This is a genomic window from Streptomyces sp. NPDC005303 (assembly GCF_040607335.1).
Classification (GTDB): Bacteria; Actinomycetota; Actinomycetes; order Streptomycetales; family Streptomycetaceae; genus Streptomyces.
The window spans coordinates 62989-82673 of record NZ_JBEXGM010000009.1 but is presented as its reverse complement, the minus strand read 5'-3'; the positions used below and the strand labels follow the sequence as shown (position 1 = coordinate 82673).

General features: G+C 71.4%; 21 protein-coding genes. 12 read left to right on the top strand and 9 right to left on the bottom strand.

The window, feature by feature from the left end:
* Positions 1-406: 406 nt before the first annotated feature.
* Together ABZT93_RS15990 and ABZT93_RS15985 are read left to right on the top strand one after the other, a co-directional pair.
* Positions 407-1465, top strand: coding sequence for an acyl-CoA desaturase (locus ABZT93_RS15990; RefSeq protein ID WP_356104461.1), 1059 nt, complete (start codon positions 407-409; stop codon positions 1463-1465).
* 130 nt (positions 1466-1595) lie between these two features.
* Entirely contained in the window at positions 1596-1778 is a 183-nt protein-coding gene (locus ABZT93_RS15985) for a hypothetical protein (RefSeq protein WP_356104458.1), read from the top strand.
* Between the two features lie 52 nt (positions 1779-1830).
* On the opposite strand, the gene ABZT93_RS15980 is transcribed toward ABZT93_RS15985, so the two are convergent.
* Together ABZT93_RS15980 and ABZT93_RS15975 are read right to left on the bottom strand one after the other, a co-directional pair.
* Positions 1831-2850, bottom strand: a complete 1020-nt coding sequence (locus ABZT93_RS15980) for a hypothetical protein (RefSeq protein ID WP_356104455.1) — start codon at positions 2848-2850, stop codon at positions 1831-1833.
* A gap of 135 nt (positions 2851-2985) precedes the next feature.
* Positions 2986-3282: a hypothetical protein gene (locus tag ABZT93_RS15975; RefSeq protein ID WP_356104823.1), complete on the bottom strand. Its 297-nt coding sequence runs from the start codon at positions 3280-3282 to the stop codon at positions 2986-2988.
* A 392-nt stretch (positions 3283-3674) separates the two neighbouring features.
* On the opposite strand from ABZT93_RS15975, the gene ABZT93_RS15970 reads away from it, so the two are divergent.
* Positions 3675-5057, top strand: a complete 1383-nt coding sequence (locus ABZT93_RS15970) for a monooxygenase (RefSeq protein ID WP_356104821.1) — start codon at positions 3675-3677, stop codon at positions 5055-5057.
* A 21-nt stretch (positions 5058-5078) separates the two neighbouring features.
* On the opposite strand, the gene ABZT93_RS15965 is transcribed toward ABZT93_RS15970, so the two are convergent.
* A complete protein-coding gene (locus ABZT93_RS15965; protein ID WP_356104452.1) occupies positions 5079-5612 on the bottom strand; it encodes a PadR family transcriptional regulator in 534 nt (177 codons plus the stop codon).
* A 107-nt stretch (positions 5613-5719) separates the two neighbouring features.
* On the opposite strand from ABZT93_RS15965, the gene ABZT93_RS15960 reads away from it, so the two are divergent.
* The gene (locus ABZT93_RS15960; protein ID WP_356104449.1) at positions 5720-6475 is read left to right on the top strand and encodes an alpha/beta hydrolase; all 756 of its coding nucleotides are present in this window, start codon (positions 5720-5722) and stop codon (positions 6473-6475) included.
* Positions 6476-6481: 6 nt separating this feature from the next.
* On the opposite strand, the gene ABZT93_RS15955 is transcribed toward ABZT93_RS15960, so the two are convergent.
* The gene (locus ABZT93_RS15955) at positions 6482-7081 is read right to left on the bottom strand and encodes a class I SAM-dependent methyltransferase (protein ID WP_356104446.1); all 600 of its coding nucleotides are present in this window, start codon (positions 7079-7081) and stop codon (positions 6482-6484) included.
* A 152-nt stretch (positions 7082-7233) separates the two neighbouring features.
* On the opposite strand from ABZT93_RS15955, the gene ABZT93_RS15950 reads away from it, so the two are divergent.
* The 5 genes from ABZT93_RS15950 (at position 7234) to ABZT93_RS15930 (ending at position 12234) form a co-directional block, all read left to right on the top strand.
* Positions 7234-8007: an MHYT domain-containing protein gene (locus ABZT93_RS15950; protein WP_356104442.1), complete on the top strand. Its 774-nt coding sequence runs from the start codon at positions 7234-7236 to the stop codon at positions 8005-8007.
* Positions 8008-8067: 60 nt separating this feature from the next.
* Positions 8068-10593 (top strand): sensor histidine kinase, encoded by a 2526-nt coding sequence (locus tag ABZT93_RS15945; RefSeq protein ID WP_356104439.1) that lies wholly within the window; start codon positions 8068-8070, stop codon positions 10591-10593.
* A gap of 26 nt (positions 10594-10619) precedes the next feature.
* Positions 10620-11063, top strand: coding sequence for a roadblock/LC7 domain-containing protein (locus tag ABZT93_RS15940; protein ID WP_356104819.1), 444 nt, complete (start codon positions 10620-10622; stop codon positions 11061-11063).
* A 22-nt stretch (positions 11064-11085) separates the two neighbouring features.
* Positions 11086-11499, top strand: coding sequence for a DUF742 domain-containing protein (locus ABZT93_RS15935; protein ID WP_356104436.1), 414 nt, complete (start codon positions 11086-11088; stop codon positions 11497-11499).
* Between the two features lie 129 nt (positions 11500-11628).
* The gene (locus ABZT93_RS15930; RefSeq protein ID WP_356104434.1) at positions 11629-12234 is read left to right on the top strand and encodes an ATP/GTP-binding protein; all 606 of its coding nucleotides are present in this window, start codon (positions 11629-11631) and stop codon (positions 12232-12234) included.
* Between the two features lie 32 nt (positions 12235-12266).
* Here ABZT93_RS15930 and ABZT93_RS15925 read toward each other — a convergent pair whose 3' ends face one another.
* Positions 12267-12695 (bottom strand): PPOX class F420-dependent oxidoreductase, encoded by a 429-nt coding sequence (locus ABZT93_RS15925; protein WP_356104431.1) that lies wholly within the window; start codon positions 12693-12695, stop codon positions 12267-12269.
* A gap of 114 nt (positions 12696-12809) precedes the next feature.
* Here ABZT93_RS15925 and ABZT93_RS15920 point away from each other — a divergent pair, with 114 nt between their 5' ends.
* Both ABZT93_RS15920 and ABZT93_RS15915 read left to right on the top strand, forming a co-directional pair.
* Positions 12810-13223: a roadblock/LC7 domain-containing protein gene (locus ABZT93_RS15920; protein WP_356104429.1), complete on the top strand. Its 414-nt coding sequence runs from the start codon at positions 12810-12812 to the stop codon at positions 13221-13223.
* A 123-nt stretch (positions 13224-13346) separates the two neighbouring features.
* Positions 13347-14228, top strand: coding sequence for a DUF6397 family protein (locus ABZT93_RS15915; RefSeq protein WP_356104426.1), 882 nt, complete (start codon positions 13347-13349; stop codon positions 14226-14228).
* Between the two features lie 10 nt (positions 14229-14238).
* Here ABZT93_RS15915 and ABZT93_RS15910 read toward each other — a convergent pair whose 3' ends face one another.
* On the bottom strand, positions 14239-15105 hold the full coding sequence (locus ABZT93_RS15910; RefSeq protein ID WP_356104424.1) for an acyl-CoA thioesterase II: 867 nt from the start codon (positions 15103-15105) through the stop codon (positions 14239-14241).
* A 91-nt stretch (positions 15106-15196) separates the two neighbouring features.
* A complete protein-coding gene (locus ABZT93_RS15905; protein ID WP_356104421.1) occupies positions 15197-17710 on the bottom strand; it encodes a DUF3516 domain-containing protein in 2514 nt (837 codons plus the stop codon).
* Positions 17711-17855: 145 nt separating this feature from the next.
* On the opposite strand from ABZT93_RS15905, the gene ABZT93_RS15900 reads away from it, so the two are divergent.
* Positions 17856-18650 (top strand): metal-dependent hydrolase, encoded by a 795-nt coding sequence (locus tag ABZT93_RS15900; RefSeq protein ID WP_356104418.1) that lies wholly within the window; start codon positions 17856-17858, stop codon positions 18648-18650.
* A 23-nt stretch (positions 18651-18673) separates the two neighbouring features.
* Here the strand turns inward: ABZT93_RS15900 and ABZT93_RS15895 are convergent, their stop codons facing one another.
* Complete coding sequence (locus ABZT93_RS15895) at positions 18674-18934, bottom strand: type B 50S ribosomal protein L31 (protein WP_356104415.1); 261 nt, start codon at positions 18932-18934, stop codon at positions 18674-18676.
* A gap of 78 nt (positions 18935-19012) precedes the next feature.
* A complete protein-coding gene (locus ABZT93_RS15890; protein WP_356104411.1) occupies positions 19013-19483 on the bottom strand; it encodes a DUF5709 domain-containing protein in 471 nt (156 codons plus the stop codon).
* Positions 19484-19685 lie beyond the last annotated feature (202 nt).

Below are 19685 nucleotides of genomic sequence, written 5' to 3'. Positions count from 1 at the left end.
AGCGCCAGGGCCTCGACCGTCCCCGCCGCCACAGCGGGAGGAGGAGCGCCGTCGGGCCGCCAGAAGGCCACACGGCCGGTGCGGGCGGGGTCGCCGGGCACGAACACGGCGCAGCACGAGGCCAGTTCGGAGATCTCGGAAGGTGATGCCGCGGGGAACCTCTGGACGGAGATCGCGGGACTCCTCAAACTTGACTACGTCGTCGGAGTGGTCGAGGGTACATCACCTCTCCCGCCTGCAGGGCAGTGGTTCGGGTCACGTTCGCGTGAGGGGTGTCGTCAACCCCCCTGTGCGCCCGGTGCTGTCCCCCGCACATACACGGGGGGTCGCCGCATGGTCGCGACAGGACACCGGTTCGTACGTTTCCTCAGGTCAGCACGTTTCCTGAGAGAGCCGGAGTCCGGACATGCCCCAGAGCGCCGCAACCCTCGTACCCCACCCGCGCGGTACGTCCGGCTCCCCGCCCGGCGGAAGCGAGTTCGCCCCCCTCCTGCGTGCGGTGAAGGGCCAGGGTCTCCTGGAGCGCCGCCACGGCTGGTACGCGCGGGCCGTCGCCGGCAACGCGCTCGCCCTCGCCTGTCTCGTCACGGCCGTCGCCCTGTCCGGCGACTCCTGGCGGACCCCGCTGCTGGCACCGCTCCTCGCCGTTTTCTGCGCCCGCACCGCCTTCCTGGGGCATGACGCGGGCCACGCGCAGATCACCGGCGACAGAACGACCGGTCGCGTCCTCGGACTCGTCCACGGCAACCTGCTGCTCGGAATGAGCTACTCGTGGTGGAACCACAAACACAACCGCCACCACGCCAACCCCAACCACATCGGCAAGGACCCCGATGTCGTCGCCGACGTCCTCGTCTTCACCGGCGAACAGGCCGAGCACCGCACCGGCTTCAAGCGCCTGCTCACCCGCCACCAGGCCTGGCTGTTCTTCCCGCTGACCCTTCTCGAAGGCATCGCCCTCAAGATCCAGGGCTTCCGGGACCTGCGCCGACAGGCGCCGGGGGAGCGGGCCGTGGAGGGCGCCCTTCTGGTGAGCCACCTCGCCGCCTACGCCACGCTGCTGCTGACCACCATGTCCCCCGGAAAGGCGCTCGCCTTCGCGGCCGTCCATCAGGCGCTGTTCGGCCTGCACCTCGGGATGGCCTTCGCCCCCAACCACAAGGGCATGGAGATGCCGGACCCGGACGGCGAGTCCTGGGGCCACCTGCGCCGCCAGGTGCTCACCTCCCGCAACATCCGAGGCGGCATCCTCACCGACTGGTTCCTCGGCGGCCTCAACTACCAGGTCGAGCACCACCTCTTCCCCAGCATGCCCAGGCCTCATCTGCGCCTCGCGCAGCCGCTGGTGCGCGCCCACTGCCGGGATCTGGGTATCCCCTACACGGAGACCGGACTCGTCGACTCCTACCGACAGGCCCTGAGCCACCTGCACGAGGTGGGCGAACCGCTGCGGGCGAACCGTTAGACGGCGCGTATCCGGGGTGTCTCAGGGCGAGGTCTCAGGGATGTCTCAGGGTCGCGATCCGGAACTGCAGGAAGCGCGGACCCGTTTTTCCGGACAGAGAGCGGCAACCGCCGCGAAGGAGGCGACGCACATGTCGAAGAAGGCGAAGATCGCCGCGGGGGGAGTGGCGGTCGGACTGCTCCTGCTGTTCTGGCTGCCCTGGTGGGCCGCGTTCCTGATCATCCTGGGAGTCCCGGCCGCCGCGTACCTCACCCTGGACCCCTCACAGCGGCGCAGGCTGCGCCGCGTCACCCGCAAGGAACTCGGCCGCTGACGCACCCGCACCGCCCGGGAGCCGACAGACCCGGACGGTGCGGCGCGGCGGCTCAGCTGGGACGTACGGCCATCTTGTCGAGCGCTTCCAGCAGCCCCGGGAGCTCCGGGCCCCGGCCCACCGGCAGGACCTCCCCGGGCTCGTCGTCGAGCAGCACGAACGCGATGTCGTCGGTCCTGGCCACCAGTGACCAGCCGGGACCGTCGGCGCGCAGCGTCCGCGCATTGCCCGAGGCGAAGGAAGACCGGACCCGTCCGAGGGGCGGCGGCGAATCCAGGTAGGCGCGGGCCTCCGCGAGGACGCGCCGGACGCCGCTGTGCCCCTTGGGGGCTCCCTTCCGGGCCTCGCCACCGGCGGTTGGGTGTCCCGCGGCGCTGCCCCCCGCCCCCGCGGCGCCGGTGGCCGTGGTTGTGTCCTTCGAGGCGTCGCGGGCCGAGGCGCCGGGGGCCGAGGCGTTGCCGTCGCCTGTCGGGTCGGCAGCGGTTTCGCCGTCCGTGCTCCCGCCGTCCGTCGTCTCGCGGTCCACGACGGCCCTGTCGCCCCCCGAGGGCCCGCCGCTCGGGCTCGGGAAGGCCGCGTCGTCGATCTGTTCCCGCCACATCGCCCACTGGAGCGCGATCTCGTCGGCGCCCAGACGCCGCTGGGCGGATCCCCACGTGGATGTGTCCGGCGGTGTCAGCAGCGGGCCGTCTCCGGCCTCGGGGTCGGGGTCGTGCGGCGCCGGCACCCCGGGTGCGGCGACGGCGACCGCGAGCGGCCAGCCGGGCAGGGCGGCCACGACCGCGCGCTCGTCGGGCGACAGGTCGTACTCCATGCCGCAGTCCCAGGACGCGATGGCGACGGCGACGAGCGAGACGTCGTCGACGACGACCGTCCACCGGGCACCGCTCCCGTCCTGGCCGATCACCAGGCCGTACCCGTCGGCCAGCGGCGCCAGACCGAGCGCCGCGCAGGCCTCCGGATAGTCGTCGCCCAGCACGCTCGGGAACTTCGCCGGCGTCAGCAGCGCCGCCGTCAGCACATAGAGCGCGTCGTCCGCGGCGGCGACGGTGTCCTCGTCCGTCCCGGCCATCCCAGCCTCCCCATCGGTTTCTCCAACGGCGCGCACCTTAGTGTGCGCGGAAGGCGCTTGTCACGACTCCCAAGAACACCCGGAGCTGCAGTTTTCCGGCTGGACGGGGCGAATCGACCACGCCTTGCCGGCCGCTCAGGCCGCCGGCAGTCCGAGGAGCGCACGTGCCACCGTACGCGGAGACTCGTCGCGCTCCCGCGCCAGGGCGAGCACGGCCCGGCACGCGAGCTCGTTGACCCCGAACGACAGCGCCTCCGGCGAGACCCAGGCCGAGGCCTCGTCGATCCGGTCCTGGTCGTCCTCCGCGCAGGCCGAGACGTACGCGGCGGCGGCCTCGAACAGATTGTGCGGGCGGGTCCCCCGGCCGGTGGGCGTCCCGGTGCGCAACGCATCGACGAACCTGGCGCTGGACCTGCGGATCCTGCTCCACATGCCGACCACCTTTCCCTGCATGACGTGATCCCGTCGAACGTTCATCCTCTGCTTCTCAACGTAGAGTTGGAGCTCCGGCCGCAGAAGAGGCCCGGAGTGCGGCGGTGTGGTCGTCGCCGACACCGAGACCGCAGCCCGGCGGCCGGCCGCCCGGTACGGCGCACCTCGATGATCTCGGCACCGCCCATGATCGCGTCGGGGAGCCCCGGCGGCCTCGGGTGGGTCTTCTCGTCGCGCCCAGAAGGGCCGGAAAGCGGTCAACCAGAGGTGCGGGACGGGATACTTGTGCCTTCTCGCGAGATGGCGACCAAGGGGGTGGTCCGGTGAACTCTGCCGGAGAGACAGGGCGGCGGGGAGAAGGCGGCGGCAGGGGCGGACGGCATGCCGTCGTCGTGGGCGGGAGCCTCGCGGGGCTTCTCGCGGCGCACGTGCTGGCCGGGCACGCCGACCGGGTGACCGTCGTCGAGCGCGACCGGTTCCCGCAGGGCGCGGCGCCACGGCCCGGCGTGCCGCAGGGACGGCACCCGCACGTGCTGCTCCAGGGTGGACAGACAGCCCTGGAGTCGCTGCTGCCGGGGTTCCTGGCGGAGCTGCGGGAGGCGGGGGCGCCCAGGGTGGGCATGCCGGCCGACATGGTCCTCTGGCAGAGCGGCCGCTGGTTCCGGCGGGTGCCGGCGACCACGCACATCTACACCGGCTCCCGCGCGCAGCTCGAGGAACTGGTACGGCGGAGGGTCCTCGCCAATCCGGTGATCAGCGTGCTGGAGGGGACCGACGTGGTCGGGTTCCTCGGGGACTCCACGCGCGTGCGTGGCGTGCTGGTGCGGGACCGCTCCGGCGACACCCGCGGGGAGTCCCGTCCCCTGGAGGCCGATCTGGTCGTCGACGCCTCCGGCAGCGGCACCAAGGCACCGCAGTGGCTCGCGGCGATCGGCGCCCGGAGCCCGCACGAGGAGACCATCGACACCGGACTCGCCTACGCCTCCCGCGTCTATCGCGGCAAGAACGGCGCCCTCGACGGCGAGACCCGCGGCTACTACGCCTATCCCGACCCCGAGCAGGTGCACGCCGGCGGTGCGCTTCCCCTGGAGGACGGCAGCCACCTGGTGATCGTCTCGGGCCTGCGCGGCAACGAACCGCCCACGGGAGACGACGAGTTCGTGACGTACACCAAGAGGTTGCCGCACCCGCCCCTGCACCGGTGGCTGGACGAGGCCGAACCGCTCTCCCCGGCGTTCGGCTACCGACGGACAGCGAACACCCGCCGACGCTACGACCTCCCCGGCGGTCCGGCCGGATTCCTCGCCACCGGCGACGCCCTGTGCACCTTCAATCCGATCTACGGCCAGGGCATGGCCGTGGCCGCGATGAGCGCGGTGGCCCTGCGTGACGCGCTGGCCGACCGGCGCCGGCCGGCCACGACCCGGCGCGTGCAGCAGGCACTCCTCGCGGCGTCCCGGCTCGCGTGGGACATCTCAGCCGGGGCGGACCGCAAGATGCCCGGCGCGGTCGGTACCGCGCTCGACGGCGGGCCCGCGGACCAGGTCGCGGGGTGGTACCTGAGGCGCGTCCAGGAGCGGGCCCCCGGCGACCCCGTCGTCGGACAGGCCTTCCGTGCCGTCCTGACGCTCTCCGCGCCCGTCACCGCCCTGTTCGCTCCACCCGTGGCCAGGGCGGTCCTCTTCGGTCCACCGGCGCAGACGCCCACCGAGCCGCCCGCGACACCGGAGGGGCCAGGGTCTCGGGACGCGGTGATCGAACCGCTCGGACAGTGAAGCTCGGCGCTGAACCCGGGCCTACGAGGAGCCCCTGTCGAGTGACGTGATCGTCTCCCGCAGCCAGCCGAGTTCGGCCCGGGACGTGGCGCGGGCGATGGTGAGCACACCACGCCGGAAGGGATCGTCCAACTCCTCGGCGCTCAAGGGGCGGTCGCCCTCGTAGAAGAAGCTCGCGGGCTCCTCGAGGAAGGCGAGCCGGCGCCGCAGTACGGTCGCCTGCGCGCCGGCGTCGTCCAGGTGCCGGAGGAAAGCGAGGACCGTGAACCACCGGTTCTCGTCGGTGATGTCGCGCGCGGCCGGTTCGGCGAGCCGGCGGCGCAAGTCCTGGCGGCCTTCGTCGGTGAGCGTCAGGACATGGCGGGGCGCGGCCACGGCACCCGGTTCCGTCGCGCGCGCCAGCAGCCCCGCCTTCTCCAGCCGCTTGATGGCCGGATAGAGCGTGCTCTCGGCCACGGGCCGCACGTGACCCGCCAGTGCCGTGATGCGTTTGCGCAGCTCGTAGCCGTGCAGCGGGGTGTCGTAGAGGAATCCGAGGATGGCGAGCTCCAGCATGTACGCATTCTGTCGCATCGGCGCTGTACATCCCTGCTGCTTTACATCGCCCTCGTAATACATCGCTGCCGATGTATTGTCTTGGGTGACGTACCCGGGGAGGGCACATGAGGCAGGCCGAGTTCGACGGCAAGGGAAGCCGCATCCGCTGGACCGAGACGCCCGGCGAGGAGCCGGCACGCGTGTACGTGCACGGTCTGGGAGCGGTTTCGGCCGTGTACCACGGGCACATCGCGGCCCGGCCCGAACTCATGGGCCGGCGCAGCCTGTTCGTCGATCTGCCCGGGCACGGCATCAGTGACCGACCCGAGTGCTTCGGATACACGCTGGAGGACCACGCGGACGCCCTGGCCGCCGCCCTGGACGCCGCGCAACTGACGGGCGCCGAGCTGATCGCGCACAGCATGGGCGGGTCGGTCGCCCTCGTGCTCGCCCATCGAAGACCTGAGCTCGTCTCCCGACTGGTGCTCACGGAGGCCAACCTCGACGCCTCGCCCCCGGCCACGGCAGGCAGCACCTGGATCGACGCCTACGAGGAGGACGACTTCGCGGCAGGCGCCCACGCGCGCGTGCTCGAGAAGGTCGGCCCCCTGTGGGCGGCGACCATGCGGCTCGCCGACCCGCGCGCCCTGCACCGCAGCGCGGCCGGGCTCAGGCGCGGATCCATGCCCATGATGCGCGCGATCCTCGAAGGCCTGCCGATCGACCGCGTGTATCTCCAGGGCGAGCTCAGCGGCGAGCTGGAGGGGCGGGAGGCGCTGGACGCGGCAGGCGTGCGCGTGGTGACCGTCCCCGGCGCCGGGCACAACGTCATGTTCGACAACCCGGACGCCTTCGCGGCGGTGGTCGCCGGGATCGGGTGAGCGCGGTCAGTCCTCGCGGACGGCCAGCGCCAGGAAGCGGGCGTCCTCGTCGACGTACGACGTCATGCGCCAGCCCGAACCGGCCAGCAAGGGACGGAGGTTGGGCTCCGCGCGCAGGTCCTGCGGCGTGATCTGCCGGCCCTGGCGCGCGGCGAGCGCCGCCCTGCCGATCGGATGGAACAGGGCGAGGACGCCGCCGGGCCGCACCACCCGGGCCAACTCGCGCAGATTGTCGGCCGGGTCGCGCAGGTGGGAGATCAGGCCCGCTCCGAAGACGGCGTCGAGCGACCGGGAGCGGAGCGGCAGCGCGGCCACGTCGGCGAGCAGCAGCCGCCCGTCCCGGTCCCTGCCGGCCCGTACGGCCTCGTGCAGCATGGCGGGGGTCAGATCGGCTCCGAGGACCAGTCCGGAGGGCCCCACGGCCGCGCGGAGGGGCGGCAGCGCCCGCCCGGTGCCGCAGCCCGCGTCCAGGACACGGTCGCCCTCGCGCAGCCCGAGCTCCCCGACCGCGGCGGCGTAAGCGGGACCGTCGTTCGGGAACTTGCCGTCCCAGCCCGTGGCGCGGGCCGAGAAGAAATCCTGGACATCTGTGTGGTCGTCGCTCATGGTGCGCATGATCCCTCACCGACACGGACGAAGCCCGGGTGCACACGTTCGAGCGTGACGCGATCGTTCAGATGCATCTCTGCGTCATATTGCAGCACTTTTCGAAATGCGCCCTCTTTGTGCGCCCCTGCCCCCACTAGCGTCCCTTGGCCATGGGACACCTGGACCACGCAGCCCTGGGCTGGCTGACGCCCACACTTTCGTACGTCATGGCCTGTATCGGCGCCGCGCTCGGCCTGCGCTGCACCATGCGCGCGCTCGGAGCCACCGGACGTTCGCGCCGCAACTGGCTCATCACCGCGGCCTCGGCCATCGGGACCGGCATCTGGACCATGCACTTCGTGGCCATGCTCGGCTTCAGCGTCAGCGGTACCGACATCCGCTACGACGTACCGCTGACCATCGCGAGCCTCCTGGTCGCGATGGTCGTCGTCTCCGCCGGTGTCTTCGCGGTCGGCTACAGCCGTGACCGGGTCCGCGCGCTCCTCCTGGGCGGACTCACCACCGGCCTGGGCGTGGCGAGCATGCACTACCTGGGCATGGCCGCGGTACGGCTGCACGGCGGCGTCCACTACGACCCGGTACTCGTCGGACTCTCCGTCCTCATCGCCGTCGTCGCGGCGACAGCTGCGCTGTGGGCGGCGCTCAACATCAAGTCGCCCGTCGCCGTCACCATCGCCTCCCTCATCATGGGCGCCGCCGTCAGCAGCATGCACTACACCGGGATGTTCGCGGTGAGCGTGCGGGTCTCGCCCTCCGACGAGGTCCTCCCCGGGGCGACCGCGATGCAGTTCATCTTCCCGCTCGCCGTCGGACTCGGCTCCTACCTGTTCCTGACCTCGGCCTTCGTGGCGCTGTCGCCCACGACAGGAGAGCGCCAGGCATCCGCCTCGGCGCAGCGCACGGTCGAGAGCGTCACCTCCTAGCGGCGGATCCGGGCCCCGGACGCCCGCCACGCCCCCGACCCACTCCCGAGCGAGGAGGCCATGCGTACACCGCGTAGGACCCCCACAGCCGGCGCCGAGACGCCGGACCAGACACCCGCGCGCGGGCGTCGCGCACATGCCGGACCACCGGCCGACGAAAGCCCGGACGGCCCCGTGGGCTCCCCGGCCGAGGACATACCCACGCGCGCGGGACACTGGCGGATACGCCCCCGCACGGTCCGCGCCAAGATCGTCTGCCTGCTCATGGTGCCGGTGGTCTCGCTGCTCGCGCTGTGGGCGTACGCCACCGTCAGCACCGCCCAGGACGTGTCCCGGCTGCGGCAGCTGCAGCGCGTGGACGGCGCCGTACGCTCTCCCGTCGCCGACGCCGTGACCGCGCTCCAGGCGGAGCGTGCCGCCGCCGTCCGCTACGCCACCGACCCGTCCGCCGCGCAGAGCGACGACCTCCGCAAGCTCGCAGGGCGCACCGACCGGGCCGTGGCACGACTGCGGCTCGGCGACGACAGCACCGTCGCCGACAGCGAGGAACTGCCCGCCGGAGTCTCCCAGCGGCTCGAAGCCTTCGTGACCGGCGCCGAACAACTGCGCTCCGTGCGCGCCGCCGTGCTGGACCGCAGCGTCGGCTGGGACGAGACGTACGGCCACTACACCAGGACCATCGCCGGCGCCTTCGCCGTGGGCGGTGCCCTCACCGGCATCCAGGACGCCGAACTCGGCTCCGACGCGCGCGTGCTGCTCGAGTTCTCCCGCGCGAGGGAGTCGCTCGCGCGGGAGGACGCCGTGCTGTCGAGCGCGCGCCTGGCGGGCGTTCTGGCCGGAGAGCGGCTGCGGCTGTTCACCGGGGCCGTCGACACCCGCCGGGCCCTCACCGAGGGCGCCGTGGCCGACCTGCGCGGCTCCGACCGCGCCGCCTGGCAGAGGGTCGCCGGGAGTCGCGCCTACGCCACCGTGACCGCCGCAGAGGACCGGACACTTGCCGCCGCCCCTGGCGTCCGCGCAGTCGAGTCGACGCCGGAGGCCGCCTGGCAGGCGGCACACACACGCGTGCAGGACGGCATGCGGACCGTCGAAAAGGCGGCGGGCAGCGGTGTCGCCCACCGCGCCGACCCGTTCACCCGGGGTCTGCTCACCCCGGCCGGGGCGGCGGTCCTGCTCGGCCTGCTCGCCGTCGCCGGGTCGCTCATCATCTCCGTGCGCATCGGACGCGGCCTCGTCGTCGAGCTCGTCAGCCTGCGCAACAGCGCCCTTGAGATCGCCCGCCGCAAACTCCCCGAGGCCATGGAGCGGCTGCGCGCAGGCGACGAGATCGACATCCGGTCCGAGGCCCCGCCCGGACCGCCCGCGGAGGACGAGGCCGGCCAGGTCGCCGAGGCCCTGACCACCGTGCACCGCGCCGCCCTGCGGGCCGCGGTGGAACGCGCCGAACTCGCCAGCGGCATCTCCGGAGTCTTCGTCAACCTCGCCCGCCGCAGCCAGGTCCTCGTCCACCGCCAGCTCAGCCTGCTCGACAGCATGGAACGCCGCTCCGACGACCCGAACGAACTGAGCGACCTCTTCCGCCTCGACCACCTCACCACCCGCATGCGCCGCCACGCGGAGAGCCTGATCATCCTCTCCGGGGCAGCCCCCGGCCGCGCCTGGCGCATGCCGGTCTCGCTGACCAACGTGGTCCGCGCGGCCGTCTCCGAGGTCGAGGACTACGCGCGCGTGGAGGTGCGTCAGCTGCCCGACGCGTCCGTCGTCGGCGCAGCGGTCGCCGACCTCACCCACCTGCTGGCCGAGATCATCGAGAACGCCGCCCAGTTCTCACCGCCCCACACGCGTGTGCGTGTCACCGGCGAACCCGTCGGCAACGGTTACGCCGTCGAGGTCGAGGACCGCGGCCTCGGCATGGGCAAGGAGACCCTCGCGGAGGCCAACCGCCGCATCGAGCAGTCCGAGGCACTCGACCTGTTCGACAGCGACCGGCTGGGCCTGTTCGTGGTCAGCAGGCTCGCGGCCCGGCACGGCATCAAGGTGCACCTGCGCACCTCGCCCTACGGCGGCACCACCGCCGTCGTCCTGCTGCCCACGGCGCTGCTGCACATCAAGGCGGCGGAACGTTCGCCCGCCAAGGCCACGGACCGGGAACGGCTCACAGAACGCCAGTACGCGCGCGTGAGCACGGCCGAAGGCGACCAGGAGTCCGTCCCCGCCCCCGCCGAGAGGCCCGCACTGGTGGCTCCCCTGCCGGCCGCGGCCGGCAGGGGAACGACCGACACACCGCCCTCCGGAGTCACCGCCCTGCGCCTGCACCGACCACCCGACGAGCCGGAGGCATCCGACGACCTGCCCCGCCGGGTACGGCAGGCGCACCTCGCTCCCCAGCTGCGCGAGCAGCGCTCCGAGGAACCGGCCCCGGCCGCCACCCGCCGGGACGACGACGGCCGTACACCCGAAGTCGTCCGGGACCGGATGGCGGCGTACCGAGACGGCTGGGCGCGCGGCGGCGGCAGGCAGCCCGGCCGCGGTGCCACCCCAGATTCCCCAGCGGGCAGAGACAGCAGCGAAGGAGACCGAGGATGATCCAGGACCCGAACATGAGGGCCGACATGGGGGTCCCCCCGGTCGATCGAAGCCGGGAGTGGGGCAGGTCCGGAGAACTCGACTGGCTGCTCGACGACCTGGTGCTGCGCGTGAGCGAGGTACGGCATGCCGTGGTGCTCTCCAACGACGGTCTCGCCGTGGGCGCCTCGACGGATCTGCGCCGTGAGGACGCGGAACACCTCGCCGCGGTCTCCTCCGGTTTCCACAGCCTGGCCAAGGGCGCGGGGCGGCACTTCGGCGCCGGGGGAGTGCGCCAGACCATGGTGGAGATGGACGACGGCTTCCTGTTCGTGGCCGCCGCGGGAGACGGTTCCTGTCTCGCCGTCCTCACCGCGGTGAGCGCGGACATAGGCCTGGTCGCCTACGAGATGGCACGACTGGTCAAGCGGGTGGGCGAGCACCTCTACACGCCTCCGCGCGTGGGCGCGCGGCCGCCCGCCGCCGGATGAGAGGGAAGGGCGGTCGGCTCAGATGACCGAGGACATGGCGGGCGTCCCGTACGAACAGGGCAGCCAGTGGTACGACGGCGAGGCCGGGCCTCTCGTGCGCCCCTACGCGATGACGGGTGGACGCACCGAACCCGGCCCCACCGGGGTGCGTTTCGACCTGATCGCCCTCGTCACCCTCGATGTCGGTGCGCCCGGGGCCGGCGACGACACGGCCCTCGGGCCGGAACACCGAGCCCTGATCGACCTGTGCCGCACGGAGACGCAGTCGGTGGCCGAGCTCTCCGCGGGCGCCGACCTGCCCGTGGGCGTGGTCAGAGTGCTCCTGGGGGACCTCCTGGAGCTCGGTTGTGTCAGCGTCAGCCGTCCGGTGCCGCCCGCGCAGCTCCCCGACGAACGGATTCTGCGCGAGGTGATCGAAGGGCTCCGGGCGCTGTAGATGAACGTTCAGAACCGGGCAATATGTGGTCCAACCCCTCGAAGGAGAGCTCCAGTTGTCATGATGCTGCCTTCGCGACCCCCTACCGTCGTCGCCGCCCGTTGCCGGCCCTCCCGAGAGAAGTGATCGATGGTCTCCGAGAACTCCGACGCCCAGGGCGGCGAGCCGACCGCCCTCGCGCTGAAGATACTGGTCGCCGGTGGGTTCGGCGTGGGCAAGACCACCCTGGTGGGCGCGGTCAGCGAGATCAGGCCGCTGCGCACGGAGGAACTGCTCAGCGAGGCGGGCCAGTTGGTGGACGACACCGACGGTGTGGACCAGAAGGTCACCACCACGGTCGCCATGGACTTCGGGCGGATCACCATCCGCTCCGGCCTGTCGCTCTATCTCTTCGGAACCCCGGGCCAGGACCGCTTCTGGTTCCTTTGGGACGAGTTGTCGCAAGGGGCCCTCGGTGCCGTCGTCCTCGCGGACACCCGGCGCCTGGAGGACTGCTTCCCGGCCGTCGACTACTTCGAGCACCGGCACATCCCGTTCGTGGTGGCCGTCAACTGCTTCACCGGTGCCCGGACCTACGGCGCCCATGACGTCTCGCGCGCTCTCGACCTGGACCAGGGCACACCCGTGGTGCTGTGCGACGCACGGGACCGCGACTCGGGCAAGGAAGTGCTGATCAGGCTGGTCGAGTACGCCGGGCGGATGCACACCGCCCGGCTGCTCGACTCGGTGGGCTGACCCTGGCAAGGCCGGGTCACCGGCACCTCACGTCACTCCGCGACGGCCTTCTCCGCCAGTACCTTGTCGATCCTGACGCGGACCAGGAGTTCCCCCGGAACGCCGTTGCGGGTGCCGAACTCCTCGGCCCGCTCCTCGCCCATGTACCGCGCCCCGATCCGCCCGGCCCAGTGCCGGACCTCGTCCAGGTCCTCCGAGATCCGGGCCCGGCCCTGCAGCACCACATAGTCGAAGGGCGGCCGGTCGTCGTCCACGCACAGGGCGACACGCCCGTCCCGCGCCAGGTTGCGCCCCTTCACGGTCGCCTTCCCGGTGTTGAACACCAGGTCGTCACCGTCGAGCACGAACCAGATCGGTGCCACATGCGGACTCCCGTCGGCCCGGACGGTCGACAACTTTGCGGTACGGGTGCCGTGCGAGACGAACTCCCGCCATTCCTCATCGGTCATCTTCTGTGCCATGTCCCCATTCTCCTTGCCCTGCCGACGGTCGTGGGGAAGGGTTGACGGTCGTGGGGAAGGCCTGCTCGGAGATCCTCCGGGCAGGACAGGACGTCACACGGGGAGACGGGACACATGCCGCAGAAGCAGGGGCTCGGCTGGCTGCTGGACGATCTGACCGAGCGCGTCGACCATGTGCGGCACGCGCTGGTGCTGTCCAACGACGGTCTGGTGACGGGCGCCAGCACGGGACTGCGCCGTGAGGACGCGGACCATCTCGCCGCCGTCTCGTCCGGACTGCACAGCCTGGCCAAGGGCTCGGGGCGCCACTTCGGCGCGGGCAAGGTGCGGCAGACGATGATCGAGTTCGACGACGCGGTCCTGTTCGTCACCGCGGCGGGCACCGGCAGCTGTCTGTGCGTGCTCAGCGGCTCCGATGCCGACATCGGCCGGATCGCCTACGAGATGACGCTGCTCGTCAACCGGGTCGGCGAACACCTCGACGTGGACGCCCGCCAGCCCGAGCGGAGCCCGGTGACAGACCTCTGACCTGCGCGTTCTCGGCCCAGCTGGAGTTATCCACAGGGTCGCCACGCAACTCGCCCGACCGGCTACGGTTTCTGTCACAGCGAACGCACACAGCGTGAGCGACGACTCCACGGGGGAGCGAGCATGGCGAGCAGCACCATCACCCAACTCCAGCGGAATGCCTACAATCCCAGCCGCGCCGCGCGGGAACTGGGCCTCAAGCGAAGTGAGTTCGACCTCGCCGTACACCTCGGCCAGATCCGGACGGTGCCCGACGAGGGGGGCGGGGGCCGACGCGTCACGCGCTCCGAGATCGACCGGCTGCGGACCACGGGCGGCTTCCCCGACTCACTGCGTCGACGCGTACGGCTCGTGGGCACCACCGAGGGCGCGGAGGTCATGCACATCCCCGTCGGCAGGTTCACCCGCCTGGCGCGCCTCGGCCTGTTCTCGCCGGTGCGGTTCTATCTGAACCGGTACCGGGCCGTCGTGTGGCTCTATCTGGCCGCTGAACTGGAGGAGTTCACGACAGTCGAGGAGAACACCCCGCTGCTGACCGCACGGCGGATGCCCGAGGGATTGCGCGACATGCTGGACGAAGGCGTGGACCTGCGGGCCCGCAACTGGCGCGGACGCCACCGCGGATTCCTGCTGCGCCTGGCCGAAGACCCCTGGGAGAGCGCCGGAGCCCTCGCCGCCTTCCTCGACCCCGCCCAGATCGCGGAGCTCGTCCCGGACCCCTACGAGCGGTCCCACCTCGGACGCTTCCGGCCGGGACCACCCGCCCAAGGGGCGCAGGGCACGCCGGCCGCGCACCTCATCGAGAAGATCATGACGGCGGACGACCCGGCCGAGATCGCCTGGCTGACGACCGAACTGACCGGTGTTCTTCAGGACGCGCGCCGGTTCCGGCCCGCGCCACGCCCCGCAGGCAGGGCGGCACCTTCCGCCCTGCCACCGGGTGAGCCGGCACCCCAGGAACCGTCCCGCGGGCTGCTGGGCTGGCTCCGACGCAGAAGCGCCTGACGCGCCTGCCCTACAGCGGCCGGAACAGCCCCTCCTGGACGACGGACACCAGCAGACGTCCCTCCAGGTCGTAGATCCGGCCACGGGCCAGACCACGTCCACCCGTCGCGATCGGCGACTCCTGGTCGTACAGGAACCACTCGTCGGTGCGGAACGGCCGGTGGAACCACATGGCGTGGTCCAGCGACGCGATGTCGAAGCTCCGCGGGCCCCACAAGGGCTGGACCGGGAGGCGGACGGCGTCCAGGAGGGTCATGTCGCTCGCGTAGGTCAGCGCGCAGGTGTGCACGACCGGGTCGTCCCCGAGCGGCCCGACCGCGCGCATCCACACCGCGCTCCGCGGCTCGGCGTCCTTGACCTCTTCTGCGCTCCAGCGCAACCGGTCCACATACCGGATGTCGAAGGGCTGGCGGCGCGCCATCCGCTCCAACTGCTCGGGCAGTTCGCCCAGATGCTCCCGGATCTCGTCCCCGACCGTCGGCAGGGACTCCGGGTCCGGGACCTTGCGGGCGGGAGGCAGTTGGTGCTCGAAGGGACCTTCCTCAGGCTTGTGAAAGGAGGCGGTGAGATTGAAGATCGTGCGACCCTGCTGCACGGCGGTGACCCGGCGCGTCGTGAACGACCGTCCGTCCCGCACCCGCTCGACCTGGTACACGATCGGTACGCCTGGCCGGCCCGGGCGCAGGAAGTACGCGTGCAGCGAGTGCACCGGGCGTTCGCCGTCCGTGGTGCGGGCGGCGGCGACCAGCGCCTGGCCCGCCACCTGGCCGCCGAAGACCCGCTGGAGGGACTCGTGCGGGCTTCGGCCACGGAAGATGTTGACCTCGATCTGCTCCAGGTCGAGCAGGTCGACGAGCCTCTCGGCCGGGTTGGTCATGGGTGGGATTCTCCTTGGCTCACAGCCGGGCGCCGGCTCGCAACCGGGCTTCGGCTCGCAACCGGACTGGGGCTCACAACCGGCCGCGGGCTCACAGCTGGCCGACATCGGTGACCCGGACGACCGCGCGGCCCTCGGCGTCGGACGCGGTGAGGTCGATCTCCGCGCTGATGCCCCAGTCGTGGTCGCCGTTCGGGTCGGCGAAAGTCTGCCGTACGCGCCACAGCCGGTGCTGCGGCTCCTCCTCGATCCGCAGCAGCTTGGGACCGCGGGCGTCCGGGCCGGTGCCGAGGTCGTCGTACTCGTCCCAGTACTTGTCCATCGCCTCGCCCCACGCGTCGGCGTCCCAGCCGGCCTCGCCGTCCATCTCGCCGAGCTCCTCGACCTGGTCCAGGGCCGCGAGCTCGACGCGGCGGAACAGGGCGTTGCGGACCAGGACCCGGAAGGCGCGCGCGTTGGCGGTGACGGGCTTGACCTCGTCGGCCTTCTCCTGGGCCTCCTCGGCGGTCATCTGCTCCGGGTTGGCGAGCTGCTCCCACTCGTCCAGGAGGCTGGAGTCGACCTGGCGGACCGTCTCGCCGAGCCACTCGATCAGGTCCTGCAGATCCTCGGACTTGAGGTCGTCCGGGATGTTGTGGTCGAGCGCCTTGTAGGCACTCGCGAGGTAGCGCAGGACGATGCCCTCGGTGCGTGCCAGCTCGTAGAAGGACACCAACTCCGTGAAGGACATGGCCCGTTCGTACATGTCACGGATGACCGACTTGGGGGAGAGCGGATGGTCGCCGACCCAGGGGTGGCTCTTGCGGTAGGTGTCGTACGCGTGGAAGAGCAGCTCCTCCAGGGGCTTCGGGTACGAGATGTCCTGGAGGCGTTCCATGCGCTCCTCGTACTCGACGCCGTCCGCCTTCATCGCGGCCACGGCCTCGCCCTTCGCCTTGTTCAGCTGGGCGACCAGGATCTGCCGGGGGTCGTCCAGCGTGGACTCCACCACGGACACCATGTCCAGGGCGTAGGACGGCGACTCGGGGTCGAGCAGCTCGAAGGCGGCGAGCGCGAACGTGGACAGCGGCTGGTTGAGAGCGAAGTCCTGCTGGAGGTCCACGGTGAGCCGTACGATGCGGCCGCTGGCGTCGGGTTCGTCGAGTTTTTCGACGATGCCGCCGTCCAGCAGCGAGCGGTAGATGGCGATCGCCCGCCGGATGTGCTTCAGCTGCTGCTTGCGCGGCTCGTGGTTGTCCTCCAGGAGATGCCGCATCGCCGCGAAGGCGTTGCCGGGACGGGCGATGACCGACAGCAGCATCGTGTGGGTGACCCGGAAACGGGACGTCAGCGGCTCCGGCTCGGAAGTGATGAGCTTCTCGAAGGTGTTCTCCGACCAGGCGACGAATCCCTCGGGCGCCTTCTTGCGGACGACCTTGCGGCGCTTCTTCGGGTCGTCGCCCGCCTTGGCGAGCGCCTTCTCGTTCTCGATGACGTGCTCGGGAGCCTGGGCGACGACGAAGCCCGCCGTGTCGTAGCCCGCCCGGCCCGCGCGGCCCGCGATCTGGTGGAACTCGCGGGCGCGCAGGGTGCGCACACGGTTGCCGTCGTACTTGGTCAGCGCCGTGAACAGCACCGTGCGAATGGGCACGTTGACACCGACGCCGAGGGTGTCGGTGCCGCAGATGACCTTCAGCAGACCTGCCTGCGCGAGCTTCTCCACCAGCCGCCGGTACTTGGGCAGCATGCCGGCGTGGTGCACGCCGATGCCGTGCCGGACGTAACGGGAGAGGTTGCGGCCGAACTTGGTGGTGAAGCGGAAGTTGCCGATCAGGTCGGCGATCTGGTCCTTCTCCTCGCGCGTACACATGTTGATGCTCATCAGCGCCTGCGCCCGCTCCACGGCCTGCGCCTGCGTGAAGTGCACGATGTACACCGGTGCCTGCTTGGTCTCCAGGAGTTCCGTCAGGGTCTCGGTGAGCGGGGTGAACTTGTACTCGTAGGAGAGGGGGACCGGACGGGTGGCCGAGCGGACCACCGACGTCGGTCGGCCGGTGCGCCGGGTCAGGTCCTTCTCGAACATCGCGACATCGCCGAGCGTGGCCGACATCAGGACGAACTGCGCCTGGGGCAGCTCCAGGATCGGGATCTGCCAGGCCCAGCCGCGGTCCGCCTCGGCGTAGAAGTGGAACTCGTCCATGACGACCTGGCCGACGTCGGCGTTCTTGCCGTCGCGCAGCGCGATCGACGCCAGCACCTCGGCGGTGCAGCAGATGACGGGGGCGTCGGCGTTGACGGAGGCGTCGCCGGTCAGCATGCCGACGTTCTCCGTGCCGAACATCTTGCACAGCTCGAAGAACTTCTCCGACACGAGCGCCTTGATGGGCGCGGTGTAGAAGGTGACCTCGTCACGGGCGAGGGCGGCGAAGTGCGCACCCGCCGCGATCATGCTCTTGCCGGAGCCGGTGGGCGTCGACACGATCACGTTGGCGCCGGAGACCACCTCGATCAGCGCCTCCTCCTGATGGGGGTAGAGCGTCAGCCCCCGCTCCTCGGCCCACGACTCGAAGGCTTCGTAGAGGGCGTCGGGGTCGGCGGTCGGCGGCAGCTGATCGATGAGGGTCACCCACCCATCTTGCCTGCCCGGATGCCCGATGGGGGAATCGGATGCGAGTCCGAAGATCACGACCAGTACGCTGTGTCGCCGACGAAGCGTCAGCGGCGCCGGTCAACTGGACAGTGGCACACGAGGAATGGGGCGGGCAACGCCGATGATGGGACCAGCACACTCGCTGTCGGGCGCCGCGGCCTGGCTGGGCGTAGGAGCGGCGGCCGCCGCCACGGGGCACACCATGCCGTGGCCCGTACTGCTGGCCGGAGCGCTGATCTGCGCGGGGGCCGCGCTCGCCCCCGACCTCGACCACAAGGCAGCCACCATCTCGCGGGCCTTCGGGCCGATCTCACGGGCCCTGTGCGAGATCGTCGACAAGCTCTCCTACGCCGTCTACAAGGCCACCAAGAAGCAGGGGGACCCGCGTCGCTCCGGCGGGCACCGCACGCTCACCCACACCTGGCTGTGGGCGGTGCTGATCGGCGCGGGCTGCTCGGTGGCGGCGATCACCGGTGGCCGCTGGGCGGTGCTGGCGATCCTGTTCGCGCACATGGTGCTGGCCATCGAGGGCCTGCTGTGGCGGGCGACCCGGGGCTCCAGCGCCGACGTCCTGGTGTGGCTGCTGGCCGCGACCAGCGCGTGGATCATCGCGGGCGTCCTGGACAAGCCGGGCAACGGTTCGAACTGGCTGTTCACGCAGCCGGGCCAGGAGTACCTGTGGCTGGGTCTGCCCGTCGTGCTGGGCGCGCTCGTGCACGACATCGGGGACGCGCTGACGGTGTCCGGCTGCCCGATCCTGTGGCCGATCCCGGTGGGCCGCAAGCGTTGGTACCCGATCGGCCCGCCGAAGGTCATGCGTTTCCGGGCCGGCAGCTGGGTCGAGCTGAAGGTGCTGATGCCGGCGTTCATGCTGCTCGGGGGAGTGGGCTGCGCGGCGGCGCTCAACTTCATCTGAGGCCGAAGCGCCCACGTCCTCCGTCAGCTGCTCTGACCGGTCCCGCCGCCGTAGCGCCGTTCGAAAGCGGCCACGCGTCCCTCGGAATCCACCGTCCGCGCCTTGCCGGTGTAGAAGGGGTGGCTCTCGGAGGAGATCTCCACGTCCACCACCGGGTAGGTCTCACCGTCGTCCCACTCGATGGTCTGGTCGCTGGTGGCCGTGGACCGGGTCAGGAAGGCGTAGCCGGCGGAGCGGTCGCGGAAGACGACCTCGTGGTAGTCGGGGTGCTTGTCCTGCTGCATGGATGCTCCTCGGGAGGCCCGCGGTACGGCACGGGCAGTGCGGTGGGCGGGGCGGAAACGGCCGGGCGGCCGCGACGGTCAGCCGGACAGGGAATCCTCGTCGACGACGTGCATCGCGGCCTCTTCCGCGGACGCCGCGGCACCGTCGATGCCCACGTCCGTGGCGACCAGCGCGCTCTCCTCGTCCTCGTGAGCCCCCTCGTCGGGGGCCACGAGACGGCCGGAACGCAGGGTGCCGACCTCGTTGTCCAGGAGCTCGCCGTCGGTGCCGTCGCTGTCGCCGATGCCGTCACCGTCGGACGGTGCGAGGTCGGGTGTCTCCTCGGCGAGCCGTTGCTCCAGGGTCTCGCCCTCCCGGCGCTCCGCGGCCGTCACACCGCTGTGCTCGACCGCCCACGGTCGCTCCGGCGGGGACCAGCCGCGGTCGAGGGGATCGCCGACTCCGTCGTCCTCCAGGGTGTCCTCCGCGTCGAGCAGACCCGCGTCGTCCTGGATGTCGGATCCGTCGGGCTGGTAGACGTCGTCTCCCCATCCGTCGGAGCTGTCCACGGTTTCCTCCAGGTGAAGGGGACGGACCCGGTCCTCTCGCGGCCCGTGGCGGACCACGGCCTCACGGGGCACTCGCCGCGCCCGCCGTCGAACGGTGCCGTCCGCGGGCGCTCCCTGAGCCGGTGTTGCTGTCCAGCCTTCCACTCCCTTTCGGGACTGCGCAACGCCACGTGGTCGCTGCGCTGGCTGGAGCGGGTGATGG